The sequence below is a fragment of the Paracoccus aeridis genome, assembly GCF_004923205.2.
Classification (GTDB): domain Bacteria; phylum Pseudomonadota; class Alphaproteobacteria; order Rhodobacterales; family Rhodobacteraceae; genus Paracoccus; species Paracoccus aeridis.
In genome coordinates, this window is sequence record NZ_SELD02000041.1 from 13,136 (window position 1) to 25,289 (window position 12,154).

A 12,154-nucleotide genomic window follows, 5' to 3' on the forward strand; every position below is an offset into this window, starting at 1 on the left:
CGGGTCGGTCGGCAAGTTAGACGGCGGGTCAGTCCGCCTTGATCTGCCGCGCCTCGCCCACCAGCATGATCGGGATTCCCTCGCGGATCGGGAAGGCGAGGCCCACCGTCCGCGACACCAGTTCCTGCCGCGCGGCGTCGTAGTCGAGCCGCCCGTGCGTCACCGGGCAGACAAGCGATTCCAGCATGTGGCGGTCGAAGGCGCGGGCGGGGCGGGCTGCGGGGGCCGCTTCATGCCCGTGTCCCGGGCGCGCGTCCTGGTCCGGCGTGCCGGGCGTGTCGTCTGTCAATGCACCGTCTCCTCTTCGTCGCCGCCGTGCAGCGCGTATTCCAGCAGCCCGTCCAGCATCTCGCGCCGGTCGGCAAGGCTCTCGGCTTCCAGCAGCGCCTGCTTTTCCTCGGGCGCGAAAGGCAGCAGCATGGCCAGGCTGTTGACCAGCATCTCGTCGTCGGCCTCGCGCGCGGCTTCCCAGTCGGTCGACAGCTCGCGCGCCTGCATGTAGCGGCTCAGCCGGTCCAGCATCCCGTCGCGATCGAGCCCGGGATCGGTCGGGGCGCGGCTGTCGCGGTCGGGCGCGAAGCCGTCCCAGCTGATCCGGCCGCGCGGATAGGGCGTGAACCCGTCCTCGATCCCCGTCAGCGTGAACCGCGACACCGCCCGCAGCACGATGTCCATCCGCCCGCTGCCGGTTTCGGAAAACATCACCACCCGCCCCGCGCAGCCGATCCGCGCCAGCCCCTCGCCCATGGGCTGCATCATCCCGATCAGCCGGTCGGGGGTCTTCAGCGTGTCGTCGAGCATCTGCAGGTAGCGCGGCTCGAAGATGTGCAGCGGCAGGCTGGCGCGCGGCATCAGCACGGCGCCCGGCAGCGCGAACAGCGGGATCGTCGCGGGCAGGTCGAAGCCGCGCGCCGCCATCAGGCGAAGATCAGCGACGAGAGCCGCCGCCGGCCCTTCTGCGCGACCGGGTCGCCGGGCCCCATCGCGTCGAAGATGGTGATGAGCTGGGCCTTGGCCGCGCCGTCGTTCCAGTCGCGGTCGCGGCGGAACCCTTCCAGAAGCTGGTCGATCGCGTCCTCGACCCGGCCGGCCGCGTGCAGCGCGCTGGCGTAGTCGAAGCGGGCCTGCTGGTCGGCAGGGTCGGCGGCGACCTTCGCCTCGGCCTCGGTCAGGGGACCGGCGGCAGTGGCCTGCCGCGCGAGCGCCAGCATGGCGCGCGCGGCCTCGACCGGCGCAGCCTTGGCGGCGGCGGGCGGCACCTGCGCCAGGGCGGCGTCGGCGGCATCGAGGTCCCCGCCCGCGACAAGCGCGCGGATCAGCCCGCCCCACGCCTGCGCGTTCTCCGGCTCCTCGCCGAGGATCGCCTGGAACGTCTCGGCCGCGTCCTGGTGCGCGCCCTCGGCCAGCATCGCCTCGGCCGCTTCCAGTGCGGCGCCCAGCCCGCCATCATCGCCGCCGAGCGCCAGCAGCTTGTCCACGAACTGCTTGACCTGGCTTTGCGGGATCGCGCCCTGGAACGCATCCACCGGCTGGCCCTGGAAGAAGGCGTAGACCGTCGGGATCGACTGCACCCGCAACTGCCCCGCGATCATCTGGTTCTCGTCGACGTTCACCTTGGCCATGACGACGCGGCCCTTTGCCTTCGCGACCTCGGCTTCCAGCTGCGGGCCCAGCGTCTTGCACGGGCCGCACCACGGCGCCCAGAAATCGACGATGACGGGGACGGTCATGGACTTGTCGATGACTTCGGCCATGAAGTCGGCTTCGGTGACGTCCTTGATGAAATCAGAGGTCTGCGGCTGATCGCCCGCGCCTTGCAGCAACATCGCGAACTCCTTGCTGGGTCATTGCGTTGGCTGGAATATGGAGTGCTGACCCGGCAGTTGAAAGCCCCGTGGCCGCACGCGCCCAAAGCGGTCCGGCAGACGGAGGAGAAAGCCTTGGCAGACACGACAACCACCGCATCTGGCGGCGACCGGACCAACGGGGACGAGCAGCAGAAAGGCCCCGCCACGCTGCCGTCGCTGGGCGTGGCGATCCTGCCCATCGTCTTCACGCTGGGCATCCTGGCGCTGCAGCTGTTCTACTACGGCGACTTCACGCCGCATATCCCGCTGGCGCTGGGCCTGGCGTTCACCGGCCTGCTGGGCGTGCTGCGCGGGCAGACGTGGATGGACATCCGCGCGGGCGTGTTCCACGTCATCCACGTGTCGATGCCGTCGCTCGCGGTGCTGATCGTCGTGGGCATGCTGATCGGCGTCTGGATCGGCGCGGGCACGGTGCCGACGCTGATCTATTACGGCCTGACGCTGCTCAGCCCGGCCGTGTTCCTGCCGGCGGCGATGGTGCTGTGTTCGGTCGTGTCGGTGTCCCTGGGCACCAGCTGGGGAACCGTGGGCACGATCGGCCTTGCGCTGATGGGGATCGGGGCGGGCTTCGGCATCCCGCCGGTCTGGACGGCGGGCGCGGTCGTGTCGGGATCGTTCTTCGGCGACAAGATCTCGCCCCTGTCGGACACCACGAACCTTGCCCCGGCGGTCACCGGCACGACGGTGTTCGACCACATCCGCAACATGCTTCCCACCACCGTCCCCGCGATGCTGATCGCGCTGCTGATCTATGCCGGGGCGGGCTACCTGCTGATGCAGAACGGCCAGACCTCGTTCGAGGACATCAACCTTATCACCACCCAGCTGAACCAAGACTTCCGGCTGGGGCTGGTCCCGCTTCTGCCCGCGCTGCTGGTGCTGGTCCTTGCCGTCACAAAGAAGCCGCCACTGCCCGCGCTGTTCTCGGGCGTGCTGGCGGGCGGCGCGGTCGCGATCCTCTATCAGGGTGCCGGGCTGCACGACGTCTTCGCGCTGGCGCAGGACGGATACGAGAAGACGACGGGGGTCGAGCAGATCGACTCGCTGCTCAACAGCGGCGGGATGCAGTCGATGATGTGGACCATCTCGCTGATGCTGATCGCGCTGGGGTTCGGGGGCGCGCTGGAACGCACCGGGTGCCTCGAATCCATCATCAACGCCATCGTGGCCCGCGTGAAATCCTTCGCCGCCGTGCAGATCTCGGCGATCGGGGCGTCGTTCACCACCAACATGGTCGCGGGCGACCCCTACATCTCGATCGCGCTGCCGGGGCGGATGTTCGCGCCGCTCTACCGCGGGATGGGGTATTCGACGCTGAACCTGTCGCGCGCGCTCGAGGAAGGCGGCACGATGATGTCGCCGCTGATCCCGTGGAACGCGGGCGGGGCGTTCGTGATCTCGGCGCTGGGGCTGGGCGTGCTGGACGGAAACCTGCGCGATCTCATGTACATCCCGCTGAGCTTCGCGTGCTGGCTGTCGCCCCTGATCGGCTGCATCTACGCGCTGACCGGGCTGTTCTCGCCCCGCGCGAGCGAGGACGAGCGGGGGCGCTGGGACGCGGAGAACCACGAGGTGCTGGATCTCGGCGACACCGCGCTGGGTTCCGCGACCCAGGAAACGGAAGCCGCCGAGACCGGGGCCGAGACCGTGGCCGAGGACGTGGGGTCGCGCCAGCGCCCGCACTGACGCGCGGGGCGCCCGCCCGGGCGGTCTTTCAGACCGCCATCTCAGACGGGCAGGTCGAACGCCGCCAGCACCGGCACGTGGTCGCTGGGGCCGTCCCAGCCGCGCACGGGGCGCAGGATGCGGCTGGCATGCCCGGCGGCGGCGATGTCGCGGGTGGCCCAGACGTGGTCGAGCCGGCGGCCCCGGTCGGACAGGTCCCATTCGCGGTTGCGATAGCTCCACCAGCTGAACAGCGGTCCCGCGGGGATGTCCTGCCGGGTGATGTCCACCCAGCCGCCCGCGTCCATCACGTCGGTCAGGTGCGCGACCTCGACCGGCGTGTGGCTGACGATCTTCAGCAGCTGCCGGTGCGACCAGACATCGTCCTCGCGCGGGGCGATGTTCAGGTCGCCGACCAGGATCGACCGCGCCGGCGGGTCGGCGCGGAAGGCGTCGCGCATGTCGGTGAGGTAGTCGAGCTTCTGCCCGAACTTCTCGTTCACCGCGCGGTCGGGCACGTCGCCGCCGGCCGGAACGTAGAAGTTGTGGATCGTGACGCCGTTGCCCAGCCGCGCGGCGACATGGCGGGCGTGGCCCAGGCGCGCGTGGTCGCGGTCGCCCGCGTCGGCGATCGGCAGGCGCGACAGGATCGCCACGCCGTTGTAGCCGCGCTGCCCGCGCACGACCGACCAGCGATAGCCCATGTCGTGAAACAGCTGCAGCGGCATCTTGTCGACCGGCGACTTGCATTCCTGCAGGCACAGGATGTCGGGGGCCTGTTCCGTCAGAAGGCGGGCGACCAGGCCGGCGCGCAGGCGGATCGAGTTGATGTTCCAGGTGGCGACGGTGAACATGGGCGCACATCTGGACCAAGCGGGGCGGAAGTGGAACCCCACCCGGACACGCACCCCTGAGGCCTCGTCACGCCCCGATCAGCCGCCGTTCAGGCCACTTCCGAAAGCCGCTGCTCGAGGAACCGCAGCACCCGCGCCTCCTCGCCCTGCAGGCCGCCCGCGTCCAGTTCGTCCGCGATCTCCTCCTGCACCTCCAGCACCAGGTCGCGGGCGAGATAGCTGTCGATCACCTGCGGGTGGATGTAGCACTTGCGGCAGATCGTGGGGGTGTTCCCCAGTCGGCCCGCCACCCGCTCGATCGCGTCGCGCACGTTGCGCTTGGCGGCGGCGTCGCTGTCGGCCTCCTCGTATTCGGCCAGCGCCATCGCTGCCAGCACGGTGCCGGTCCAGGTTCGGAAGTCCTTGGCGGTGATGTCGCGCCCGGTGATTTCCCGCAGGTAGGCATTCACGTCGCCCGACGTGACCTCGCGCCGTTCGCCGTCCTCGTCCACGTACTGGAACAGGTGCTGTCCCGGCAGGTCCTGGCTCTGCCGCACGATCTTGGCAATGCGGCGGTCGCGCACCGACAGGTCCCACTGCTTGCCCGACTTGCCCTTGAAGCGGAACCGCACCTCCGACCCCGAGATGTCGGCGTGCCGGTCGCGCAGCGTGGTCAGGCCATGGGACTTGTTCTGCTTGACGTAATCCTCGTTCCCCACGCGGATCATGGTGGTTTCCAGAAGGCGCACGACCGTCGCCAGCACCTTTTCGCGCGGCATCCCCCGGCGCGACAGGTCCGCGTCCACCCGCTCGCGCAGGGCGGGCAGGGCGCGCGCGAATTCCAGCATCCGTTCGTATTTCGCGCTGTCGCGCACCTCGCGGAAGCGGGGGTGATAGCGGTACTGCTTGCGTCCCTTGGCGTCGCGGCCGGTGGCCTGGATGTGGCCCATCGGGTCGGGGCAGATCCACACCTCCTCGTAGGCGGGCGGGATCGCCAGCTTGCGGATGCGGGCGAGTTCCGCCTTGTCGCGGATGGGCTTTCCGTCCGGGCCGCGAAAGCTCCATCCCTTGCCGGCGCGACGGCGGGTGATGCCGGGCTCGGTGTCGTTCACGTAGACCAGCCCCGCGCCCTCGGCCGCGTCCTGCGGATCGACGATCGTTCCTGCGTTGCTTGGCATCATGGTCCCGGCTGTCTTCACGTGGTTGGAACAGCGGCGGGCGACGTTTCGTTCCGGACGGCCGGCGCGGGTCACTCCGTCACGCGGTACTCTACCAGCTCGGTCCGCTGCAGGAACATGAAGTTGTCGTCCGAGATCATCGTCAGCCGGATCCCGCGCCCGTCCTGCCAGACGGAGATCCCTTCCAGGTTGTCGTATTGCAGGAACCGCGTCGTCAGCAGCGTGTCGCCCGCGCCGATGTCGGCGGCAAGCTCGCCCGTCGCCGGGTCCGCGATGTCGAACCGCCGCACGCGCGAGGCGAAGCCCAGCACGCCCTTGAAGTCGCGTTCCAGCAGATACAGCCTGCCGTCCGGCCCCACGTCCGCGCCGACGGGGGCGAAGTCGCCGTCGGGCGGGATCGTCCAGGGCACCGACCAGTCGCCGTCGCCCCCGACCCACACGGGATAGCGGATCTCCCCGGATGGCGGCGCCTCGGGGATGGTCAGCAGCCTGCCGTCGGGCAAAATCGCCAGGGCCTCCAGCGCCGTGTTGCGCAGGAGAGAGCGGAAACCTGGATCGCCCCTGATCTGGGTCGCGGGTGCGTCCGGGCTGTCGTAGCGGGCGATGCGGACCATCCCCTCGAAGCTGACATGGATGCGGCCCTGGTCGTCCGTGGCCATGCCTTCGGAATCGCCGATCCAGCCCGGCGGCAGCGGCCGGCCCCGGCTGTCCTTCAGCTGCGCCGTGCCCGCGACGGACAGGCCGCGCACCCGCCCCTGGGTGTCGCGGGTGACGCTGCCCCAGCGCAGGGTCGCGCGGTCCGACAGCGCGGTGTAGCGCGACCCGTCGGCCGACATCTCGATCGCCGAGAAGCCGCCGAAATCCTCGGCCGGGTGGTGCCAGACATAGGTGCCCACGTGTTCGACGGTCAGCCCGGCGGGCGGGGTCGAGGCGGGGGCGGAGGCGAGGACGCACGCCCCCGTCGCCGCGGCCGCCATGAACCCGGCCGGCCCGACCGCCCTCAGCGCCCGACGAGCGCCTGGCATGCGCGCGGCATCTCGCTGAGGCCGTAGCTGCGGGGGTGGCGATAGTTCGGGTTCGGCGGCGCCGGGGGCGGCGGGTCGATCCGGTTGCGGATCCACTGCGCCGCTTCCTCGCAGCCGTCGCCGGGGGGCGGGGGCGCCTGATCCTCGCAGCCCGGCGACCCGGCCTGGCACGACAGGCGGACGTGGAAGTGGTAGTCGTGCCCGTCGATCGGGCGGATCTTGCGCAGGTAGCCGCGGTTGCCGCGCTCGGAGTTGCACATCATCACCTTCGCCACCGGATCGACGAAGATCCGGGCGACGCGCGGATCGCTGGCTGCGGCGCGGATGATCTGGTGGTGCGCGGCCGACCACAGCCCGCTGGGCGCGACGCCGCCGCGGACGACGGACTGGGACGAGATGCTTTCCCGCTCTGCCGGCGACAGCCGCAGCGAGGACGGGGGCAGCATCCAGATGTCGGCATCCAGCCCGATCTGGTGGCTGGCGTGGCCGCTGACCATCGGCCCGCCCATCGGCTGGCTCATGTCGCCGATGTAGAGCCCCGGCCAGCCGACCTGCGTCGCCACCTGCGACAGTCCGACGAGGAAATCGACCAGCTGCGGCTGGCCCCAGTTGCGGTTGCGCGACAGCCGCATCGCCTGCCAGGTCGGCCCGCTTTCGGGCAGCTGCACGTTGCCCGCGGCGCAGCCGCGCGAATACCCGCCGATCGCCTGCGCCGGCCCGCCGTTCGAGGCGCGGAACGACCCGAACACGTCCTTGGCCAGCGGCTCTGCCTGCGCCGGGACGGCGAGCCCGGCCACCATCGCCGCCAGCGCGAGCGCGGCCTTCAGTTTCTTGGGGATCACTGCTCGATCTCTCCTTCAGGATTGACCCACCTTAGCAGGAGGAGCGACAGAAGGAACATCACGATCAGCGGCGAAATCCCCATCCGCTGGCTTCCCGTCAGCTGCGTGACGGCGGCGATGCTGAACGGGGCGAGGAAGGCGGTGGCCTTGCCCGACAGCGCATACAGGCCGAATGCCTCGGCCGGGCGGTCGGGGTGGGCGTGGCGCACCATCATCGTGCGGCCCGCCGCCTGCATCGCCCCGCCGGCGCCGCCGATCGCCACGCCGCACAGCAGGAAGACGAGGTCGGGCGTGCGCGAGCCCGCCGCGAACGGGATCCCGAACGCGCCCGCGCGGTCCATGCCCACCAGCAGCGTGCAGACGCAGGCCAGGATCACCGAGCAGCCGACGATCACCGGCCTCGGTCCCCAGCGCCGGTCGGCGCGCCCGCCGATCCAGCAGATCACCGCCGCCGACAGCGCGCTGATGACGCCGAACACGCCCGACCAGATCACCGGCCAGCCGAGCACCGTGCCCGCGTAGATCCCGCCGAAGGAATAAAGCCCGTTCAGCGCGTCCCGCGACAGCATCGACGACACCAGCCACGCCGCGAGCGACCGCCGCCGGGGCAGGCCGCGCAGAAGCCGCCCGAGATCCGCCAGCGCCACGCCGATCCGGACCGGGCGGCGCGGGCCCGCGGGTTCCCGCACCCAGGCGAAGAACGGGATCATGAACACGGCGTACCAGATCGCGGTGAACGGCCCGACGAAGCGCGTCCCCTCGCGCGCCGCGCCGTCCAGCCCCAGCGCGGGCGGGCGGCCCAGCAGCGTCAGCCCGGTCGTGGCGCTTTCGGCAAAGAGCGCCAGCATCACCGCCAGCGACAGCACGCCCCCCACGTAGCCGAAGGCGAAGCCGCTGCCCGACAGCCGCCCCACGTCGCCCCTCGGCCCGATCGAGGGGAGGAGCGCGTTGGTGAAGATGGTCGTGAACTCCATCCCGATCAGGCCGATCCCGAACAGCACCAGCGTCGGCACCAGCGGCGGATCGACCGGCGTCAGGATCCACAGCCCCGCCGCGCCCGCGACGTAGAGCGCCGAGAAGAGCCAGATCCACGGCATCCGCCGCCCGGACGTGTCAGCGACCGCGCCGAGGATGGGCGCAAGCACCGCGATGAACATGCCCGAGATCGCCAGCGCATAGCCCCAGAGCGACTGCGCCCGCGCGCCCGCGGCTTCCGCCGTCAGGCCGTCCGCCATGAACGAGCCGCGCGCGACCTCGGCGAAGTAGATCGAGAAGATGAAGGTCAGAAGCAGCGTGGCGTAGGGCTGGCTCGCCCAGTCGTAGAACCACCAGCCCCAGACACGGCGGCCGTCGCGGGTTCCGCGTGCGGCGCGCCCCCGGCCTTCGGTCACATCATGCGTCATGCCTGCCCATCCGCGAAGGTCCGGGGGTCAGCCCCCGAAGGTCGCGGCATAAGGCCCTTGCTGCGTCAGGCTGGCAAGTCCCGCGTGCGCTCGGCCGCGGGCACCGGCGGCAGGACCGGCGGCCAGGGACGCGCGCCCTCGGCCGCGATCCACGCCTGCACCCAGTCGGGCAGGGGCGGGCTGACGATGTCCTGTCCCATCGCGCGGACGACCTGGGCCGGGGGGACGATCCCCTTGCGCCCGCCGCCGCCGACCACCGCGACGCGCAGCAGGATCTGGTTGCAGCACTCGCCCCTCGTCCAGATCGACTGCTCCATGTAGACGAAGCGCTCGTCCCAGCCGACCATGCGCGACACTTCGGTGAACTTCTGCATCATCCTGATGCGGCGGCGATACCGGACCGAACTGCCCGCGACCGTGAAGCCCCATCCGTTCTTCCTCAGCACCTCGGTCATCCCCATGCGGACCGCCATCGGGATCCGGCCGAGGTCGTAGAGCGTCAGCGTGCGGCCGTTGTTCAGCTCCATCCACGGGTCGATGTCCCAGGGCATGCAGCGGTGGGTCGAGACGTGGGGGTCCAGCGCGCCGATCGGGGGTGCGCGCCGCGCGGCCGCGAGACCGGACAGGAAACGGATCATCGGGTACACGGGGCATCCTTTCGGATCGGGGCGTCCTTGCGGATCAAGGCATCCTTTCGGATCGGGTGATCCCTTCCGGGTCGTGGCTAGTGGGGCCGCGAAACGGCGTCAACCGCGACGCCGCGCCACTGTCGCGGCGAGACGAGGGCGGACGCAGGGCGATGGTGGGCGCACGGGGGCGGACATCTGCCGATCCGCGCCCGCGCCGCCCCGACGCTTGCGCGCAGGCCCGCGGTCCCCTACCTGACAGCCACGCCGACGATGACGCCCCCAGATCGAACCTGACCCGAAGGACGCCGCCATGACCACGCTCTACCAGGCCCTGATGCTGATCCTGAACGTGGTCTGGTGGATCATGATCGCCCACATCATCATGTCGTGGCTGATCAACTTCCAGGTCCTGAACCTGCGCCAGCCGCTGGTCGCGCAGGTCTGGGACGGGCTGTCGCGGCTGCTGGAACCGATCTACCAGCCGATCCGCAACATCCTGCCGAACACCGGCGGGCTGGATCTCGCGCCGCTGGTCGTGTTCATCGGCATCATCATCCTGCAGCAGGCGCTCGCCAACAACGCCGGCTTCTTCTTCGGCTACTGATGCCACAGGATCTTCTGCGCGAGGTCTGGGGCTTCGACGACTTCCGCCCCGGCCAGCAGGAGATCGTGGAGGCCGTGGCCGCCGGCCGCGACGTGCTGGCGATCATGCCCACCGGCGGCGGCAAGTCGCTGTGCTACCAGCTTCCCGCGCTGGTGCGCGAGGGGGTGACGGTCGTCATCTCGCCGCTGATCGCGCTGATGCGCGACCAGGTGCGGTCCTTGCGCGAGGCCGGGGTGGCTGCGGGCGCGCTGACCAGCGGCAACACCGAGGACGAGACGCGCGAGGTGTTCGACGCCCTCGGCCGCGGCGCGCTGAAGATCCTGTACATGGCGCCCGAGCGCCTCGCCTCGGGCGGAACGCTGAACCTCCTGCGCCGCGCGGGCGTGACCGCGATCGCGGTGGACGAGGCGCATTGCGTCAGCCAGTGGGGCCACGACTTCCGGCCCGACTACCTGCGCGTGGGGGAACTCAAGCGTGCGCTGGGCGTGCCGCTCGCCGCGTTCACGGCCACCGCCGACGCCGAGACGCGGGACGAGATCGTGGCGCGGCTGTTCGACGGCCGGGCGCCCGAGACGTTCCTGCGCGGCTTCGACCGCCCGAACATCCATCTCGCGTTCCAGCCCAAGGACGGGCCGCGCGCGCAGATCATGGACTTCGCGCAAGCCCGCCGCGGCCAGTCGGGGATCATCTACTGCGCCACCCGCGCCAAGACCGAGACCCTGCAGGCCGCGCTGCAGGCGGCGGGCATCCCCGCCGTCGCCTATCACGGCGGGATGGAGGCGGAGGCCCGGCGCGAGGTCGAAGGCCGGTTCCAGCGCGAGGACGGGCTGGTCGTGGCCGCGACGGTCGCGTTCGGCATGGGGATCGACAAGCCCGATATCCGCTGGGTCGCCCACGCCGACCTGCCGAAGTCGATCGAGAGCTACTATCAGGAAATCGGCCGCGCGGGCCGCGACGGCGCGCCGGCCGAGACGCTGACCCTGTTCGGCCCCGACGACATCCGCCTGCGCCGGACGCAGATCGACGAGGGGCTGGCCCCGCTGGACCGCAAGCAGGCCGACCACGCGCGGCTGAACGCTCTGCTGGGTCTGGCCGAAGCCGTCGCCTGCCGCCGGCAGGTGCTGCTGGGATACTTCGGCGAGACCGCGGACCCCTGCGGCAACTGCGATCTCTGCGACACCCCGGCCGACGTGTTCGACGCGACGCAGCCGGTGCGGATGGCGCTGTCGGCGATCCTGCGGACCGGCGAAAGCTTCGGCGCGGGGCACGTCATCGACGTGCTGCTGGGCGTGGCGACGCCAAAGGCCGTGCAGCGCGGGCATGACCGGCTGCCGACCTTCGGCGTGGGCAAGGGGACGCCCAAGGGCGAATGGCAGGCGATCATACGGCAGATGCTGGGGCGCGACCTGATCCGCCCCGACCCGGAACGCCACGGCGCGCTGAGGATCACCGAGGCCGCCCACCCCGTCCTGCGCGGCGAAGTGCCCGTCCAGCTGCGCCGCGACCTGATCCGCAAGGCCCGCCCCGCCAACGTCGTCAAGACCCAGGTGGACGAGGAGGACGCGCCGCTCCTGTCCGCCCTCAAGGCCAAGCGGCGCGAACTGGCCGAGGCGCAGCGCGTGCCCGCCTACGTCATCTTCCCCGACCGCACCCTGATCGAGATGGCGCAGGCGCGGCCGCAGACGCTCGACGACATGGCGCGGATCGGGGGTGTCGGGGCGAAGAAGCTCGACAGCTACGGCGAGGCGTTCCTGCGCGTGATCGCGGGCGAGGTCGCGGCGATGCACCCGGCCCGCCGCGCCCTTGCCGGGCGGGATGCGGGCGCGCTCTACGATCGCCTTGCGGAAGCCGCGCGCGCGCTGTCGCGGGGGCCGGACGGCACGGGAAAGCCGATGTCGCTGCCCGCGTCGGTGCTGCGGCGGATCGCCGAGGATCGCCCGCACGACCTGTCGCGCTACCTCGACGAGGTCCGGCTGGACCGGTTCGGGGCCGCGTTCGCGGACGAGATCGCGCAGGCGCAGCAGGACTGAGTTCGCGCGACCGTCACGGCTCGATGAACAAATACTAGTCCGGCCGCACGCTTGACCTTGCCGTGCATAGCTGCATT

12 protein-coding genes are annotated in these 12,154 nt (G+C 70.8%); 3 read left to right on the forward strand and 9 right to left on the reverse strand.

Translation table 11 applies throughout. The annotated features are described in order from the left end of the window. Positions 1-28: 28 nt before the first annotated feature. From ELI80_RS12400 to ELI80_RS12410, 3 genes are all read right to left on the reverse strand, one after another. Positions 29-187 (reverse strand): Trm112 family protein, encoded by a 159-nt coding sequence (locus tag ELI80_RS12400; protein ID WP_131673323.1) that lies wholly within the window; start codon positions 185-187, stop codon positions 29-31. 98 nt (positions 188-285) lie between these two features. Then, entirely contained in the window at positions 286-918 is a 633-nt protein-coding gene (locus tag ELI80_RS12405) for an LON peptidase substrate-binding domain-containing protein (RefSeq protein WP_136652248.1), read from the reverse strand. Further along, entirely contained in the window at positions 918-1,826 is a 909-nt protein-coding gene (locus tag ELI80_RS12410) for a tetratricopeptide repeat protein (RefSeq protein ID WP_136652249.1), read from the reverse strand. Before ELI80_RS12410 ends, ELI80_RS12405 begins: the two co-directional genes overlap by 1 nt. A 189-nt stretch (positions 1,827-2,015) precedes the next feature. On the opposite strand from ELI80_RS12410, the gene nhaC reads away from it, so the two are divergent. Beyond that, the gene (gene nhaC, locus ELI80_RS12415) at positions 2,016-3,554 is read left to right on the forward strand and encodes a Na+/H+ antiporter NhaC (RefSeq protein WP_201740629.1); all 1,539 of its coding nucleotides are present in this window, start codon (positions 2,016-2,018) and stop codon (positions 3,552-3,554) included. 41 nt (positions 3,555-3,595) lie between these two features. Here nhaC and ELI80_RS12420 read toward each other — a convergent pair whose 3' ends face one another. The 6 genes from ELI80_RS12420 to ELI80_RS12445 all read right to left on the reverse strand — a co-directional run bounded on the left by ELI80_RS12420 (position 3,596) and on the right by ELI80_RS12445 (position 9,461). Continuing rightward, positions 3,596-4,387, reverse strand: a complete 792-nt coding sequence (locus ELI80_RS12420; protein ID WP_136652250.1) for an exodeoxyribonuclease III — start codon at positions 4,385-4,387, stop codon at positions 3,596-3,598. Positions 4,388-4,476: 89 nt separating this feature from the next. Next, positions 4,477-5,544 carry a DNA topoisomerase IB gene (locus ELI80_RS12425; protein WP_201740628.1) on the reverse strand — a complete coding sequence of 356 codons (1,068 nt, stop codon included), beginning with the start codon at positions 5,542-5,544 and terminating at the stop codon, positions 4,477-4,479. 71 nt (positions 5,545-5,615) lie between these two features. Beyond that, positions 5,616-6,569, reverse strand: a complete 954-nt coding sequence (locus tag ELI80_RS12430; RefSeq protein ID WP_136652252.1) for an esterase-like activity of phytase family protein — start codon at positions 6,567-6,569, stop codon at positions 5,616-5,618. Then, a complete protein-coding gene (gene mepA, locus ELI80_RS12435; RefSeq protein WP_438943072.1) occupies positions 6,545-7,408 on the reverse strand; it encodes a penicillin-insensitive murein endopeptidase in 864 nt (287 codons plus the stop codon). The genes ELI80_RS12430 and mepA overlap by 25 nt, the downstream gene beginning before the upstream one ends. Further along, positions 7,408-8,814: an MFS transporter gene (locus tag ELI80_RS12440; protein ID WP_136652253.1), complete on the reverse strand. Its 1,407-nt coding sequence runs from the start codon at positions 8,812-8,814 to the stop codon at positions 7,408-7,410. Before ELI80_RS12440 ends, mepA begins: the two co-directional genes overlap by 1 nt. Before the next feature lie 65 nt (positions 8,815-8,879). Beyond that, a complete protein-coding gene (locus tag ELI80_RS12445) occupies positions 8,880-9,461 on the reverse strand; it encodes an acyl-CoA thioesterase (RefSeq protein WP_438943071.1) in 582 nt (193 codons plus the stop codon). A 292-nt stretch (positions 9,462-9,753) separates the two neighbouring features. Here ELI80_RS12445 and ELI80_RS12450 point away from each other — a divergent pair, with 292 nt between their 5' ends. Next, positions 9,754-10,047: a YggT family protein gene (locus tag ELI80_RS12450; protein ID WP_136652254.1), complete on the forward strand. Its 294-nt coding sequence runs from the start codon at positions 9,754-9,756 to the stop codon at positions 10,045-10,047. Continuing rightward, entirely contained in the window at positions 10,047-12,077 is a 2,031-nt protein-coding gene (recQ, locus tag ELI80_RS12455) for a DNA helicase RecQ (RefSeq protein WP_136652255.1), read from the forward strand. Before ELI80_RS12450 ends, recQ begins: the two co-directional genes overlap by 1 nt. Positions 12,078-12,154: the final 77 nt, after the last annotated feature.